This window comes from Arthrobacter sp. BE255 (genome assembly GCF_031457335.1).
In the GTDB taxonomy this organism is placed as follows: domain Bacteria; phylum Actinomycetota; class Actinomycetes; order Actinomycetales; family Micrococcaceae; genus Arthrobacter.
In genome coordinates this window covers 208792-224157 of record NZ_JAVDWK010000004.1, presented here as the reverse complement: position 1 = coordinate 224157, position 15366 = coordinate 208792, and the positions used below count along the sequence as shown (strand labels likewise).

General features: G+C 67.6%; 15 protein-coding genes. 10 read left to right on the top strand and 5 right to left on the bottom strand.

The window, feature by feature from the left end; all coding sequences use genetic code 11:
• Window positions 1-16 precede the first annotated feature (16 nt).
• The 3 genes from J2X42_RS09795 to J2X42_RS09785 are packed head-to-tail and all read left to right on the top strand — an operon-like array spanning window position 17 to window position 2722.
• The gene (locus tag J2X42_RS09795; RefSeq protein WP_310164618.1) at window positions 17-763 is read left to right on the top strand and encodes a DUF5998 family protein; all 747 of its coding nucleotides are present in this window, start codon (window positions 17-19) and stop codon (window positions 761-763) included.
• Window positions 763-2010, top strand: a complete 1248-nt coding sequence (locus J2X42_RS09790) for an alkaline phosphatase family protein (protein ID WP_310164617.1) — start codon at window positions 763-765, stop codon at window positions 2008-2010. The genes J2X42_RS09795 and J2X42_RS09790 overlap by 1 nt, the downstream gene beginning before the upstream one ends.
• Window positions 2003-2722 (top strand): thymidine kinase, encoded by a 720-nt coding sequence (locus tag J2X42_RS09785; RefSeq protein ID WP_310164615.1) that lies wholly within the window; start codon window positions 2003-2005, stop codon window positions 2720-2722. The genes J2X42_RS09790 and J2X42_RS09785 overlap by 8 nt, the downstream gene beginning before the upstream one ends.
• Here J2X42_RS09785 and sepH read toward each other — a convergent pair.
• Complete coding sequence (sepH, locus tag J2X42_RS09780) at window positions 2719-4062, bottom strand: septation protein SepH (RefSeq protein WP_310164613.1); 1344 nt, start codon at window positions 4060-4062, stop codon at window positions 2719-2721. The two genes, J2X42_RS09785 and sepH, sit on opposite strands and share 4 nt — an antisense overlap.
• Window positions 4063-4355: 293 nt before the next feature.
• Between sepH and J2X42_RS09775 the strand changes: the two genes are divergently transcribed.
• The gene (locus J2X42_RS09775) at window positions 4356-4655 is read left to right on the top strand and encodes a DUF4193 domain-containing protein (protein WP_310164611.1); all 300 of its coding nucleotides are present in this window, start codon (window positions 4356-4358) and stop codon (window positions 4653-4655) included.
• A gap of 30 nt (window positions 4656-4685) precedes the next feature.
• Here the strand turns inward: J2X42_RS09775 and J2X42_RS09770 are convergent, their stop codons facing one another.
• The gene (locus J2X42_RS09770; RefSeq protein ID WP_310164609.1) at window positions 4686-5174 is read right to left on the bottom strand and encodes a DUF3093 domain-containing protein; all 489 of its coding nucleotides are present in this window, start codon (window positions 5172-5174) and stop codon (window positions 4686-4688) included.
• 95 nt (window positions 5175-5269) lie between these two features.
• Between J2X42_RS09770 and dut the strand changes: the two genes are divergently transcribed.
• From dut to J2X42_RS09750, 4 genes are all read left to right on the top strand, one after another.
• The gene (gene dut / locus J2X42_RS09765; RefSeq protein WP_310164607.1) at window positions 5270-5791 is read left to right on the top strand and encodes a dUTP diphosphatase; all 522 of its coding nucleotides are present in this window, start codon (window positions 5270-5272) and stop codon (window positions 5789-5791) included.
• 136 nt (window positions 5792-5927) lie between these two features.
• The gene (locus J2X42_RS09760) at window positions 5928-6641 is read left to right on the top strand and encodes a DUF3710 domain-containing protein (RefSeq protein ID WP_310164605.1); all 714 of its coding nucleotides are present in this window, start codon (window positions 5928-5930) and stop codon (window positions 6639-6641) included.
• Window positions 6634-6987: a hypothetical protein gene (locus J2X42_RS09755; RefSeq protein ID WP_396134057.1), complete on the top strand. Its 354-nt coding sequence runs from the start codon at window positions 6634-6636 to the stop codon at window positions 6985-6987. The genes J2X42_RS09760 and J2X42_RS09755 overlap by 8 nt, the downstream gene beginning before the upstream one ends.
• Complete coding sequence (locus J2X42_RS09750) at window positions 6984-7730, top strand: DUF3159 domain-containing protein (protein ID WP_310164603.1); 747 nt, start codon at window positions 6984-6986, stop codon at window positions 7728-7730. Before J2X42_RS09755 ends, J2X42_RS09750 begins: the two co-directional genes overlap by 4 nt.
• Here J2X42_RS09750 and J2X42_RS09745 read toward each other — a convergent pair.
• The 3 genes from J2X42_RS09745 to J2X42_RS09735 all read right to left on the bottom strand — a co-directional run bounded on the left by J2X42_RS09745 (window position 7697) and on the right by J2X42_RS09735 (window position 11537).
• Window positions 7697-8443, bottom strand: a complete 747-nt coding sequence (locus J2X42_RS09745) for a TrkA family potassium uptake protein (protein WP_310164601.1) — start codon at window positions 8441-8443, stop codon at window positions 7697-7699. The genes J2X42_RS09750 and J2X42_RS09745 overlap by 34 nt on opposite strands.
• On the bottom strand, window positions 8443-9114 hold the full coding sequence (locus J2X42_RS09740) for a TrkA family potassium uptake protein (protein WP_310164599.1): 672 nt from the start codon (window positions 9112-9114) through the stop codon (window positions 8443-8445). Before J2X42_RS09740 ends, J2X42_RS09745 begins: the two co-directional genes overlap by 1 nt.
• Window positions 9115-9224: 110 nt before the next feature.
• The gene (locus tag J2X42_RS09735; RefSeq protein WP_310164597.1) at window positions 9225-11537 is read right to left on the bottom strand and encodes a bifunctional SulP family inorganic anion transporter/carbonic anhydrase; all 2313 of its coding nucleotides are present in this window, start codon (window positions 11535-11537) and stop codon (window positions 9225-9227) included.
• 453 nt (window positions 11538-11990) lie between these two features.
• Between J2X42_RS09735 and J2X42_RS09730 the strand changes: the two genes are divergently transcribed.
• Window positions 11991-13958: an APC family permease gene (locus tag J2X42_RS09730; protein ID WP_310164596.1), complete on the top strand. Its 1968-nt coding sequence runs from the start codon at window positions 11991-11993 to the stop codon at window positions 13956-13958.
• Window positions 13955-15352, top strand: coding sequence for a TRAM domain-containing protein (locus tag J2X42_RS09725; protein ID WP_310164594.1), 1398 nt, complete (start codon window positions 13955-13957; stop codon window positions 15350-15352). The genes J2X42_RS09730 and J2X42_RS09725 overlap by 4 nt, the downstream gene beginning before the upstream one ends.
• Window positions 15353-15366 lie beyond the last annotated feature (14 nt).

Sequence of the window (15366 nt, the reverse complement as noted above, 5' to 3'; positions counted from 1 at the left end):
CTGTGAAAATGGGGAAATGAGCTCACAGCCTCCCACGTCGACGCCTCAAACGCCCGGCAATGACAACCAGGCCACCCGACCCCACAGCTCACACAGCCACAGCGCGCAGGGCCAGAGCCTTGACGGTGCCCTCCAAAAGGCAGGCTTCTACCCCCGGCTGGTGGCCGACGTCGTCGACGACGCCCTGGACGGCCGCGACTGCGTCGCCCACCTGGTCCACCTTGAGACGCACTTTGACCGGGCAGAGGTGCGGCGCCACATCACGGTCCTGGTGCTCACCTCGGACATGCTGGTCATCACACACGTGGACGACCAGCAGCTCGATGAAGCCGGCGAACAGATCGTGGCCCAGATCTCCACCGAGTCCGTTCCCGTGGCGCAGATCCGGTCAGTGGTCCTCAGCTACATGTACGCCCAGCCGCAGAACTACAAGCCCTCCGACCCCGTGCGCGAACTGACGCTGGCCATCGCCTGGTCCGGCGGCCAGCGGCTGGACATGGGCCCGGCCAGCTGCGGGGATCCGCAGTGTGAAGCGGACCATGGCTACAGCGGCACGATCGCCCAGGAGGACATCGTGCTGCGGATCAGCGCGGAAGCCGACGGTCTCCAGGCCGTCCAGGACGCCAAGCTCTTCGCCCGTGCTTTGCGTGCCGTCAACACAGGATCCACGTCGCCGGTCCTGCACGGCGCACAGTCCTTGCAGCCCCGCCCGCGCGCCGGCGTCTTCGGAAACCGCCTCAGCCGCGGACACCAGCAACGCTGATGCCGGACCACGGAAAAACCGCAGTCCCGGCATCTGTGGCCGAAGCATCTCCGGCCGAACGGGCCGGTACGGCCACCCTTCCGCACCCGCCTGCCTTCGGCCAGCGCTCCATCGCGGACGTGCTCACCAGCGCCGCCTCAAGCCTGGGTGTGGATGGTTTCACCAACACACTGGGGCTGCCGCCGTCGTCACGGGTCTGCGTCGTCCTGGCGGACGGACTCGGCCGGAACCTCCTGAAGCAGAAGTCCGCGCACACACCGTTCCTGCGGTCCGTCATGAACAACGGGCAGGGAAACATTCCCGTCTGGCTGGACTCCACCTTCCCGTCCACCACTGCAGCGGCCCTCGCCAGCTTCGGGACCGGGCTGGCACCTGGCCAGCACGGAATGGTGGGCTACGACGTCCTGGACCCGGACCAGGACAAGGTGGTCAACATGCTCGGCAACTGGGACGCCGGCGTTGACCCGCTCATCTGGCAGCCGTTCCCCACGGTGTTCGAACGGGCCGCCGCATCCGTCGACGTGAGCACGATCAGCCTGCCGCAGTTCGGCAACTCGCCCATGACCCAGGCTGCCCTCCGTGGCGGCCGTTTCATCTCGGGCACCACCTCGCATGCCCGCACGGGCGCCGCCGCCGAAGCCATGGCTGCCGCCGGGCCGGCGCTGATGTACTTCTACGTGAACGAACTGGACAAGGCCGGACACCGGTACGGCTGCCAGTCGGAGCAATGGGAACACCAGCTCGAGGAGCTGGACGCCACCATCAAGCGCCTCAACGCCTCCCTTCCGGCCGGAACCACGGTGCTGCTCACCGCGGACCACGGCATGCTTGACGTGCCGCCGCCGCAGCGGATCGACTACGCGGCTGATCCCGCCCTCATCGACGGCGTGCGGCACACCGCGGGCGAGCCCAGGATGGTGCACCTCTACCTTGAGGAGGCCGTCGGCGACGCCGGACGGGACCGGCTGCTGGATGCCTGGCGGAACCGGTTCGGCGACCGGATCTGGGCGTTCACCCGGGAACAGGCGGTGGCCGGCGGCCTGTTCGGAGACTTGCGTCCCGCCGTCGGACCCCGGATCGGCGACGTGATGATCGCCGCACGGGACGCCCTGGCACTTTACGACAAGCGGCGGGTGCGCCCAACCGCAATGGAGGTAGTTGGCCAGCACGGCTCGCTGACCAAAGCCGAACGGGAAGTCCCGCTGCTGTGTTTCTCCGCGGAAGGCCGGAAGGCCGGACGTGGCTGAGCTGGTGTTTTTCTCCGGGACCATGGACTGTGGCAAGTCCACGCTGGCCCTGCAGATGGACTACAACCACCGCGCCCGCGGACGCGGCGGGATCCGGTTCAGCCGGAACGACCGGGCGGGCGGCTCCCGGATTTCCAGCCGGCTTGGGCTGGAAACCGACGCCGTTGAGGTCACGGACGGTACCGACTTCTGGGATGAAGTGGTGGACCGGCGCACCCGCGGCCAGCGCGTGGACTACCTCATCTGTGACGAAGCGCAGTTCTATTCGCCCGTCCAGGTGGAGCAGCTGGCGCGGCTCGTGGACGAGATCGACGTCGACGTTTTTGCGTTCGGCATCACCGCGGACTTCCGCACCAGGCTCTTTCCTGGCTCCCAGCGGCTGATCGAACTCGCCGACCGGGTCCAGGTCCTGCAGGTGGAGGCGCTGTGCTGGTGCGGGCGGCGGGCCACCCACAACGCACGGACGGTGGACGGCGTGATGGTCATGGAAGGCGCCCAGGTGGTGGTGGGCGACGTCGACATGGCCAGCGATCCCGCGGCGGCCGGCCTTGAAGGCCAGCTTCCGGTGGTGGGCTACGAAACCCTGTGCCGCCGTCACTACATGCGGCGGGTCACCGCGCACGGTGCCCACATCATGGCCCAGCAGGACCAGCTGTTGCCGTTCGAGACGGACGCCTGCCTGTGGCGGGGTTCAGGCGGAACGGGAGGCTAGTCGCCCCTGGTCCCGAACACGATTTCGTCCCACGTGGGAATGCTGGAGCGCTTCGGCTTGGAAGGCTGCCGTTCCGGCACGTCGGCGTCACGGTCGGCACGGGCGGCCGGAGCGGATTCGTCATTGGGGCGCCGCAGATTCCGGCCCCCGAGCAGCTCCTCAAGGCCAAAACTGGCTCCTGTGTGCTCCTTCGGCGGAACGGCGGCGGGAGCGCTCTGTCCGGCCGGACGGGGCGGGGACGCCACAATGGTGACTTCCCGTGTTTCGGTGCTCACGCCGTCGTGCAGCTTCAGGACGTCATCGTCGTCGTCGTCCTTGTGCAAAGGAATCAGGCTCAGCCGCGACAGCATGGACGGCCTGGCGTCACGCCTGCGGGTGAGGGGATCAGCCTGCGCCGCCGGGGCGTCGGGCTCGGAACCGGCGGGAGCGGGCTCCTGCTGCTCCGGCTCGGGCTGGACCTCGGACGGCCTTGGATGGGCTGCCGGTACGCCGTGCGTGAGAAGCAGCGCGAGGGCGTCATCGGCGTCCTCGTCCACACCCAGCCGCTGGCCGCGGCGTGAACGGAGCATGTCCAGCAGTCCGTCGGCGTCCTTGCCGGCCGGCTGAAGGGCATGCGGTCCGGTGTGCGGGCCGGAGGAGTGGCGGGCCGCCGCTTCGGCGTCGGTCTCAAAATCAAAAGGCCGGTCCGAGACGGCGGTCAGACGCCGTGCGGGAACCAGGCCGTCCAGGGGTTCGAGCTCGCTGAGCTGCTGCGCCCAGCGGTTGGCATTCTGCAGCGACTTTCGGGCAGGGCTGAAGGTCCACAGAGCCGGCGGTTCCTCACCGATGCCTGCGGTGCCGTCCTTCTTCGCTTCGAAACGGGCAGCCACCGTCCAGCTGCCGTCGGGACGCCGCCAGGAGTCCCACTCGACGGAGGACGGTTCGATGCCGTGGGCACGGAGCCGGTGCGAAACCATGTCGTCAAGCGACGCCGGGTTGTCGCCGAAAGCGGAACGGTAGGCGTCGTGACCGGGCGAAGGGGAAGCGACCTCGATTTTCCGGGCCTGCTGGGCCACATACTCACGTTCAGCGAGCACGGGCCCCTCATAGCGTTCGACCTTGGCAAGGGGCAGCCCGGAAAGCTCTGCGACATCCGCGGCGGTGGCACCGCTGCGGATCCTCGCCTGGATATCCCGCGGGGACATGGCAACGGGGGCCGCGCCGAACGAGGCCTTCGCCGAAGACCGGCTGGCCGCCCGCAGCGCTTCATCGATCGGCAGCTGGAACATCTCGCCGCCGGCACCGCTCAACAGGAGATGCTCCCCGTCGTCGTGTACGCCTACAAGCCGTAGATCCTGCATACAAATCCTCCACCCTGGCATTACTATCAATCGAAACTCTGCCACCCGGCAGTCCCTTTTTGGGTTAGGAGATAGGGCGCGCCGCGATATTCCGGGAGTTTCCGGGCCTTTGCCTGGGACCGCGGCGGCGGTCGCTGCGTTTCGGAGACACCCACGCCCGGGACCTGTCCAGGGCTCTGGCTTTTACCGCCGGCTTGCGGAAAGATGTGCCCCACGCAGGGCACAAACGCACAGTGTCCGGCGTTATGAAGGTGACACACCCGGCCACCGGAAATGGAGCGAGGTTAGAGGAAATGGCCACCGATTATGATGCGCCGCGGAAGTCCGAAGAAGACCTCAACGAGGATTCCATTGAGGAACTGAAGACCCGGCGTTCGGACAAGCCCACCGCAGTGGTGGAGGAGGACGAGAGTGATCTTGCGGCCGGCTACGAACTCCCCGGCGCGGACCTTTCGGGCGAAGAGCTCCTTGTCCATGTGGTCCCGGCGCAGGCCGACGAGTTCACCTGCTCCTCATGTTTCCTGGTCCGGCACCGCTCCCAGATCGCCAGGGAAAAGGACGGCCGCTTCTACTGCAGGGAGTGCGAAGGCTGACCGGGATTACGGCTCCTGGACAGCGGGCCGCTATTTGGCGGACAGGGCTGCAGTGAGCTCCTCGGGGCGCCGCGTGGACGTCAGCCAGTATGGGGTCCGGTCCGAAGGGTCGGTGATGTCGATCCTGACCACGGGGTCGATCCAGCCCCGGATGCAGAGGTAGGCCAGCCCGTTGAGCCTGGTGCCGCGCTCGGCTGTCGCTTCCTTGGTGCGGAAAGCCTGCACAGTGCCGACGAACCGGCGCTCGATCGTTGCCCGGCCCACCGTGAGGGCGTCATCTGTGACCGTGATGGTGGGGGTGGAGAGCACCAGCAGGACAGCCATGATGGCGAACAGCACCGCTGCCGCCGTGTAGCCGGCCGCCGCGCTGATCGGGGCGAACACCAGGATGCCCGCACCTGCGATCCCGGCCACAATGATCCACACCCACGGCGTTGGCCAGAGTTTCTCCCGGAAAACCACCGAGGGGGTGGCGGAGGGGCTGTTGGGAACCGGTACGGCGGAGCTTGATTCGGGCATGCCCCCAGCTTTCCATCTTTGGGGGCCTATTTCATCTTGGGCCGGAACCGCCGACGCTAGGCCGAACATGGGCGCGGGCGTTAGAGTGAGTGACTGTGACTGACGAACTTGCCACGGTAGAAACCGCTTCCGAACCCCAGGCCCACGCAGCGCTCGGCGCCCCCACCCTGCAGGTACAGCTGAAAATGCTCGACGCCGGCCTGGAGGCTCCGTCCTACGCCCACCCCGGCGACGCCGGCGCGGACCTGCGCGCGCGTGTTGATGTGGTCCTGCAGCCGGGGGAGCGGAAGCTGGTTCCCACCGGGGTTTCGATTTCCCTGCCTGACGGCTACGTGGCACTGATCCACCCCCGCTCCGGCCTGGCCACGAAGCACGGGCTGACGATCGTTAACGCGCCCGGCACCGTTGACGCAGGCTACCGCGGCGAAATCTCCGTGACCCTCCTGAACACGGACGCCCGGCAGGACATCGAACTGCGGCGCGGCGATAGAATTGCACAGATGGTCATCCAGCGGGTGGAGTACGCACAGTTCGTCCCCGTCGATGAACTGGACGGGTCCGTGCGGGGCGCCGGCGGGTTCGGCTCCACCGGCGGATTTACCCCTCCCACGGCCTGACCCACTGTCGAGGCGGGACCGGGTGCGCGGCACGGCCAATGCAGGCGGCGGCCGTCCGGCACTGACGATTTACGGCGGGACCCAGGTTTACGGCGGGACCGCCGGCCGCGCACATTCACAACTAAGGAGACGACCCATGGTTTTTGGGCTCGGCAGGAAAGCCAAGAAGGAACAAGCAGACGAACCGGACGCCCCGGCGTCACCGGCGGAGGCCGCGGACGAGTCATCGGACACTGCCGGCCGCAGCGCAACCGGACCTTTTGATGTCTCCGAAATCACCAGCCGTGACGGCTACGTGGATCTTGGCGCCCTCCTGATCTCACCCAGCGAGGGACTGCAGCTCCGGCTCGAGGTGGAAGAAGCAACCCAGCGTGTGGTGGCCGTAACCATGGACCTGAACGGCTCCAGCCTGCAGCTCCAGGCGTTCGCCGCCCCGAAGTCCGAGGGCCTGTGGGACGAGATCCGGGAACAGATCGGCCAGTCCGTGGGCAGCCAGGGCGGACAGGTTGAAGAAGTCCAGGGCCAGTTCGGCACCGAACTGGTGGCCAAGCTTCCTGCAGGTGCGCCGGATGGAAGCCAGGGCTACCGGGTGGCCCGCTTCGTCGGGGTTGACGGTCCGCGCTGGTTCCTGCGCGGCGTCCTGGGCGGAGCCGCAGCCATGGACCGGGACGCAGCGGGTCCGCTGGAAACGCTTTTCCGCAAGATTGTGGTGATCCGGGGCGACAGCCCCATGCCGCCGCGTGACCTGCTCCAGCTGCGCCTGCCCAAGGATGCCAGCATGACGCCGCCGCCCGGTGCCCCTGCGCTGCAGGAACCCGAGCGGGGCCCGGAGATCACACAGATTGGCTGATTCCCCCCAGGGTGCCATGTCCCCGCACGGGGGAGCCGGCGTGCCCGTCAGCGAGCTCCCGGACAAGGGCAGGGTGGCCTGCCACGGGTACATCGAATCGGTCACCTACGTGCCGGCCGACCAGACTGCCGCGTTCACGGCCATTGTCACCGACCAGGAGGGTCCCCGGCCGGGGTCCCGGGCGGCGGGTGGCCGGCTCCGCGTCATCTGGCTGGGCCGGCGCCGCGTTCCAGGCATCGACGCCGGCACGGAAGTCCGGCTTGAGGGCATGCTGACGCACAGCCAGGGCCTGCCCACCATGTTCAACCCACGCTACGAAATATTGTCCCGCCAGGAGAACGAATGACCGCGCCGCAGCAGCCCGAGAAGCCCTCCGAGCCGGTCCAGGAGCAGCCGACGATCGCCGGGCTCGCCGAAGGCTATGCGGCCAAGGCCGGCCTGCACCGTACCCACGACGGGCGGATTGACGTCCTGCGCAGCGCCGGCGGTGTCCAGGGCATCGCCGAGAGCATCCTCCCCGGACTTGTTTTCCTCGTTGCCTTCACCATTACCCACGACCTGACCCCTTCACTGGTGGCAGCCTTGGCCTCCGCCGCTGTGTTCACCGTGGTGCGGCTCGTGCAGCGGCGGCCCCTGACGCAGGCCCTGGCCGGTGTGGTTGGGGTGGGAATCTCTGCCTGGCTGGCCAATGCAACAGGGAAGGCAGAGGACTTCTACCTTCCCGGATTCTTCACCAACGCGGCCTACATCCTGGCCATGGTGGTGTCCATCTTCGTTAAATGGCCCATAGCAGGCCTGCTGTTCGGCTTCATCCGGAACGAGGGCCTGGACTGGCGCAAGGACCCTGCCCGCGTGAAGGCGTACCGGCTGGGGACCTGGATCATTGTCGCTGTCCTCGTGCTGCGGCTTGTGGTGCAGGTTCCGCTCTACCTCATGGGCGCAGACGGGCTCGCGGCGCTGGCCACCACCCGGCTCATCATGGGTGCGCCGTTGTACATCCTGGGCATCTGGATTGCCTGGCTCCTCACCCGGCCGGTCCCGGCGGACGCCGGAACTCAGCCGTCGAAGCCGTCGTCCTCCGGGGCCTGAGCGTCCACCGGCCGGCCGCTCTCGGGGGCGTGGTCGCCGTCGGAAGCCTCGGCTGATTCGGGGGAGAGCAGGGCGCGCAGTTCGTCTTCAGCCGCGATGGTGGTGACAAAAAACAGTTCGTCGCCGCCGTCGATCACGTCGTCCCGGCTGGGCGTGATGGGGGCATGGTCCCGCAGGATGGCCACGAGCGTGGAGTCTTCAGGCCAGTGGATCTCGCCCACGGTGAGGCCGATGGCGTGCGAATCGTGCGGGACGGTGAACTCCACGATCGATGAGACACCGGTCTGCAGGGTGAGCAGCCGGACCAGGTCACCGATCTCCACCGCTTCCTCCACGAGGGCGGTCATCAGCTGGGGGGTGTTGACGGCGACGTCCACTCCCCAGGAGTCGTTGAACATCCAGTCGTTTTTGGGATTGTTGACCCGGCCCACCGTGCGGCCCACGCCGAACTCGGTCTTGGCCAGGAGCGACACCACCAGGTTGACCTTGTCGTCGCCCGTGGCCGAAACGACGACGTCGGCGTCCTCCATCTTCGCGCCCTGCAGGGTACTGAGCTCGCAGGCGTCGCCCACCAGCCAGTGCGCGCCGCGGAGTCCGCTGCGTCCGATGACCTCAGGCTTGAGGTCGATGAGCAGGATTTCGTGCTTGTGCGCCAGCAGCTCCCTGGCGATCGACGAGCCTACACTGCCGGCGCCCACGATGACAACTTTCACTACAACTCCTTGGCGGGTGCTTTGGCCAGAATGTGCGCCACCTGCGGGCTGCGGTCCACCAGCAGCATGGCGTGGACGGTATCGCCGTCCTGGTAGGCCATGCCCGGCTCCGGGAGGATGCCCTCGCCGAACCGGGTGAGGTACGCGACCCGGACGTCGGCAGCCTTCTCGATCTCGGTGATCCGGTGCCCGATCCAGCCGGCGTCGAGGTCCAGTTCCGCCAGGACCAGCCGGCCGGAGGGTTCCCGGAAATCCCCGGCCAGATGTTGTTCGGGAAGGATGCGCCGCAGGACCTGGTCCGCGCTCCAGCGCACCGCCGCGACGGTGGGAATGCCGAGCCGCTGGTAGATCTCCGCGCGGCCGGGGTCATAGATCCGGGCCACGACGTGCGGGACGTGGAACGTCTCACGGGCAACGCGGGTGGCCAGGATGTTGGAGTTGTCGCCGCTGGAGACCGCCGCGAAGGCGTACGCCTCGGCGACTCCGGCCTGCTTCAGGGTGTCCCGGTCAAACCCGACGCCGGTGACCTTCCGGCCGGTGAAGCCCTGGCGGAGCCGGCGGAAGGCACGGTCGTCCTGGTCGATGATGGCCACGGAGTGGCCGGCGTCCTCGAGCGTGTGCGCCAGCGTTGCTCCCACCCGGCCGCATCCCATGATCACGAAGTGCGCCACCCGTATCTCCTCAACTTTCCTGGCCCATTACTGCTGCTAGAACTCTACCGGCACCGCGCGGCGATCCTTTCAGCTGCGCGTCGGGCGGTGCCGGCGTCTGCGCCCTCAGGCTACGGGGCTGGCACGGGCTCCGGGAGCGGGTGCAGGTGGCCGATGCCGTCGGCACTGACCTGCAGGACACGGGCGGTGGGGATGTCGTAGAACAGGCCGGTGAGCTGGACCGTGCCTGCCTGCAGTGCGCCTGCCACCAAGGGGTGGCCCTGCAGCCGCTCCAGCTGGACCGCCACGTTGACCATGGCCAGCTGGTCCACGGGGCTGAATCCCGCCGCGGCGGCAGCGCCCTGTACCGGGTGGCCGGTGCGGAAGGCCGCCAGGCTGGCCCGGGAGTGTTCCAGCCACACGTCGATTGGCCCCTGCCCCTGGTCCCCGCTGTCCCCTCCGTCCAGCAGCGCCGTCATCGCTCCGCAGCCGCTGTGGCCGCAGACCACCAGGGACTCGACGGAGAGTTTGCCCACGGCAAACTCCAATGCCGCGTCGGTGGCTGCGTCGGTTCCTGGGCTGCCCACCACGTTGCCCACGTTGCGGACGGTGAACAGGTCTCCCGGGCCGCTGCTGGTGATCAGGTTCGGCACCAGGCGTGAGTCGGCGCAGGTCAGGAACAGCGTGGACGGGTCCTGGTAGGTGGCCAGTTCGCCGACGTGCGGCCTGAGCAGGTCGGCAGTGCGGCGGTGGTAGTTTTCGACGCCGGCCAGTACGGGCTGCGGGGAAGGAACGTCCGGACTCTCCGGGGCGGGGGACGACGTTGCTTGCTGCTGCCAGCTGCGCCACGGGGCAAACCCGCCGCGGAGGGCGGACCGGGCGTCCCCACGGCAGGGTGGTGCGGCGTGGGCACCCTCCAGGCTGGCGGTGCCGTGCTCCTCCACGGTGACGGAACCGCCAGTGGCAACGTGGCGGGTCTGCCAGGCGTCCAGTGCGTCGTGGACCGGGTGGTCCAGGTAGTCGACATCCAGTTCAAGGGTCACGTCCGTGCCGGCAGGGACAGTGGCCAGTACGGCGCTGAGCCGGGGCAGCGACAGGAAGCTGCACGAGCCGTCGATCACAACGCGCCAGCCGCCTGCGGTTCCCGCATCCGGGGCTGCGGTCACAGTCGCCCGCGCTATCCGCCACAGCACCAGCGCGATGGCCAGGAGCAGCCCGGTCAGCACGCCCACGAGCAGGTTGGCGAACACCACGATGGACAGCGTCACCACGTAGACGAGCAGGTCACCGGTACGCCGCGCCGTGCTGATGTCCGCGGGGCGCACCAGCCGGGCGCCGACGATGATCAGCAGGCCGGCCAGGACGGACTCGGGGATCAGCTGGATCAATCCGGCCAGCAGCAGGGAAAAGACCAGCACCCAGACACCGTGCAGGACGGCAGAGGAACGGGTCCGTGCCCCCGCTTCCAGGTTGGTGGCGCTGCGGACAATGACACCCGTCACCGGCATGCCGCCGAGGAGTCCGGACGTCACGTTGGCCGCGCCCTGCCCCAGGAGTTCCCGGTTGAAGTTGGTCCGCGGGCCGTGGTGCATCTTGTCCACGGCTACTGCCGAAAGGAGGGATTCCACGCTTGCGATCAGGGCGATGGTGACGGCGCCGATGACCGCGGCGTTCCAGTTGCCGGCGGGCAGTTGCGGCAGGCCCAGGGAGTCTGTCAGGGATCCGCTGAACGTGATCCGGTCGACGCCGAAGGGAAGGGAGAGTGCCGTGGCGATAATGACTGCCACCAGTGGACCCGGAACGCGGCGCACCGGTTCCGGCAGGCGCTTCCAGACCAGCAACGTTCCGATGACCGTGATGCCAAGCGCTGCAGCGGCAATCTCGAGGTCAGCCAGGCTGGCGGGGATGGCGGTGATGTTGCCGATCGCCGAGCTGGCGGAGCCGGCGCCCAGCAGGACGTGGAACTGCTGGAGCACAATGGTGATGCCGATGCCGGCCAGCATCGCATGGACCACGACCGGCGCGATGGCCAGGGCAACGCGGCCAAACCGGGCGAGGCCGAGCAGTGCCTGCAGCACCCCGGCCGCGGCGGTAATGGCGCACGTGGCCGGCCAGCCGAACTGGTCAACCAGCCCGGCCACAATTACCGTCAGTCCTGCCGCGGGTCCGCTGACCTGGAGCGGCGAGCCGCCCAGGCTTCCGGCCACGATGCCGCCTACCGCAGCGGCGATCAGGCCGGCCATGATGGGCGCTCCGGAGGCTGCCGCGATGCCCAGGGAGAGCGGCACGGCCACCAGGAACACCACCAGCGACGCCGGCAGGTCATACCGCAGCGCGTCTGCCAGGCGGCGGCCCGGCCCTCCCGGCACAGGGATGCGGGGCCGTGGTCCTCCCTCCTTGGTGTCAGGGTGGGAAGTTTCCGTCGCAACAGGTGCTGTTCTCATGGCAGTCCTTCGTTTGTCCGGCAGTGGTGGCCACGCTATTGACCGGCCATCGACGCGTGCAAGGATCCGCGCAGTGAGAAACAACACCCCTTTTTCCGGCCAATGCCGGCGTCACACATAGGAATCCGGTGCCGTGCCAACAGCGCCGCGGGGGCGGGTTTCCTGCCGTGCCGCGGTGCACACTCCGGTGACCCCTATTCAAGTCAAGTTGTCTTCTTCGAACAGTTTTTACGTCCCAGGGACGGCCAAATCCGGTGGCCCGGGCCGCCGGCGGAGCAGCGTGGTCTAGTCCGGTGACAGCCTGTTGCGCTGTGACTGGACCGGCACCTCGAAGTATGGGTGCCTGCCGAAGGCGGGCACCCGATCGGGTCAGACGGCAGTGTCGTAAGGTTGCTCTAGTGCTCAACAGAAGTGGGGCGTCGTGAGTAGTCTCAAGGAACAATTGTGCTGACAATGCTGAACGCCATAAAACGGGTGCTGGTGGGCCGGCCCTTCAGGAACGACAGGCTCGCCCACACCCTGCTTCCCAAACGGATCGCACTTCCGGTCTTCGCTTCCGATGCCCTGTCCTCCGTGGCGTACGCTCCGGACGAAATCCTCCTGACCCTTGCCCTCGCCGGCGTGAGCGCCGTGGCGTTTTCGCCATGGGTGGGACTCGCCGTGATGGTTGTGCTGCTGACGGTGGTGGCCTCCTACCGCCAGAACGTGCACGCCTACCCGTCAGGCGGCGGCGACTATGAGATCGCCAATGAGAACCTCGGCAAGTTCGCCGGACTCACTGTGGCGTCGGCCCTGCTGGTGGACTACGTCCTGACAGTGGCGGTCTCGATGTCCTCGGCCGCCACCTACCTCACCACGGCCGTGCCTTCCCTGCACGGGCAACAGGCGCTCATCGCCACCATCGGCGTCGTGATCCTCGCCCTCGTAAACCTTCGCGGTATCAAGGAGGCCGGCAGCGTCTTCGCCGTCCCCACCTATATCTTTATGGCCTCCATCCTGGGCATGACGGCGGTGGGGATCTTCCAGGCCGCCACCGGCCAGCTGCGTGAGGCCCCGTCCGCGGGGTTCACGATCGTCCCCGCCCCCGGTTTTGATGAGGGGCTGGTGGGCCTGGCCGGCGCGTTCCTGCTGCTGCGCGCCTTCTCGTCCGGCGCCGCGGCCCTCACCGGTGTTGAAGCGATCAGCAACGGCGTGCCCAACTTCAAGGTGCCCAAAAGCAAAAACGCCGCCACCACGCTGCTGCTGCTCGGCGTCATCGGGGCGTCGATGCTCGCCGGCATCATCTACCTGGCCAACGCCACGAAGGTCCACATCGTCCTGGACCCGGCCACGGAATTCCTCGTTGACGGCCTGCCGCTGCCGGAAGGCTACATCCAGAGCCCGGCCATCAGCCAGATCGCGCAGACCATCTTCGGACCCGGGTCGATCCCCTTCTTCATCGTGGTGGCCGCCACCGGCGTGATCCTGGTGTTTGCCTCCAACACCGCCTTCAACGGCTTTCCCGTCCTCGGCTCCATCCTGGCCCAGGACGGATACCTTCCCCGCCAGCTGCGGACCAGGGGAGACCGGCTGGCGTTCAGCAACGGCGTCCTGGCCCTTGCGGCCGGTGCCCTGGTGCTGATCATCGCCTTCAACGCCGATGTCACCAAGCTGATCCAGCTCTACATCGTGGGCGTCTTTATCTCGTTCACCCTCAGCCAGCTGGGCATGGTCAGGCACTGGGGGAGGCACCTCAAGCTCGCCAAGGACAAAACGGTCCGGCTGCGGATGGCGAAGTCGCGCACCATCAACAGCATCGGCTTCGGCATGACAGCCCTGGTGTTGGTGATCGTCCTGATCACCAAGTTTGAGCAGGGCGCCTGGATCGCGCTGCTGGCCATGTTTGTCCTGTTCCTGATCATGTGGAGCATCCGCGCACACTATGACAACGTGGCCAAGGAGCTGGCCGTGGATGAGGACTCCTCGCCGCGTGCCCTGCCGACCCGGGTCCACGCCGTCCTGCTGGTCTCCCACGTACGCAAACCGGTGCTGCGGGCCCTTGCCTATGCGCGGGCGTCGCGGCCGTCCCGGCTGGACGCCATCACCGTGGACATCAACGCCGAGGAAACCGCCCACACGGTGGCTGACTGGCAAAAGCTGGACATCCCCGTGCCGCTGACAGTGCTGGCAAGCCCCTACCGGGAAACCATCACTCCCATCATGGAGTACGTCAAGAACATGCGGCGCGACTCCCCGCGCGACCTCATCGTGGTCTACATCCCCGAATATGTGGTGGGTAAATGGTGGGAGCAGCTGGTCCACAACCAGACAGCCCTGCGCATCAAGACCCGGCTGCACTTCGAACCTGGCGTGATGGTGGCCAGCGTTCCGTGGCAGCTGAAATCATCCGAAGAAGCAAAGAACCTGCAGGATATCCAATGAGCTCCCAGACCCAGTCCCACCCCCAGTCCGCTTCCGCGCAGGAGCCTCAGGAGCTGGTGCTCGACGTCGGCCCGGTGGCCCACGGCGGCCACTGCGTGGCACGGCACGAAGGCAGGGTGATCTTCGTCCGGCACGCGGTCCCCGGCGAGAAAGTCCGGGTCCGCCTGACCGACGCCGGCGAATCAGCCAAATTCTGGCGGGCCGACGTGGTGGACGTCCTTGAAGCGTCGCCTGACCGCGTGGAGCATTTCTGGCACGCCGCCGACTCCCGCCGGGCCTGGAGCCACGGACATCCGCCGGTGGGCGGCGCCGAATTCGGGCATATCTCCCTTGACCGCCAGCGCAGCCTCAAGGCAGCTGTCCTGACCGAACAGCTCCAGCGGCTCGCCGGCATCGGGCAGTTCCCCGGCGGGGACATCGCCGTTGAGGCCGTGGCCGGCAACGGCGCGGGTACAGACACAACGTACGACGCCGGCACCGGCCTCGGGTGGCGGACGCGGGCAAGTTTCTCGGTCACCTCCGGCGGCAGGCTGGGCATGCACGCCCACCGTTCCGACCACATCATCCCGTTGCGGGAAATGCCGCTCGCCTCGGACGGCATTAACCGGCTGCGCCTGTGGGACATTGACCTGCAGGGGATCGACCGCGTGGAAGTGGCGGCGCCGGCCAACGGCTCACGCCCCCTGGTGCTCCTGGCCCCCGCTCCCGGCACCAAGCCCAAGCGGCTCAGCGCCATCGCCGCCCAGCTTCCCGACGACGTCTCGGTCGCCACCTTCGATCCCCTCACCGATGAGGTGCAGCAGCTGCGCGGACGCACCTGGGTGCAGGAATCCGCCGCGGGACATGACTACCGTGTTACCGGCGCCGGATTCTGGCAGATCCACCGCGACGCGCCCGACGCCCTTGTGGGGGCCGTCACAGATTTCCTGCACAACGGCGGCTTCCTTTCGCCCGGTTCCGTGGTGGCCGACCTCTACGCCGGCGCCGGTCTGTTCACCGCTCCGTTGGCTGACGCAGTGGGCGAAACCGGCTCTGTGCTGTCGGTGGAAGGAGCTCCCGGCACCAGCAAGGATGCCCGCAAGAACCTGCGCGAAGCCCCGCAGGTTGAGATCATCCAGGGGCGCGTGGAGCGTATCCTCCGCCAGAAACCGCGCAATTTTGATGCCCTGGTGCTGGACCCGCCCCGTGCCGGTGCCGGCAAAGCCGTGGTCGGCCAGCTAATCGCCGCAAGCCCGCGGGCCATTGCGTATGTGTCGTGCGACCCGGCGTCATTCGCCCGTGACGTGGGTTACTTCCAGCAGGGAGGCTGGTCCCTGGCGGGCCTGCGGGCACTGGACCTCTACCCCCACACCCATCACCTGGAGACGGTGGCTTTGCTGACGCCAGGCCGCTGACAGGGAAACTATTT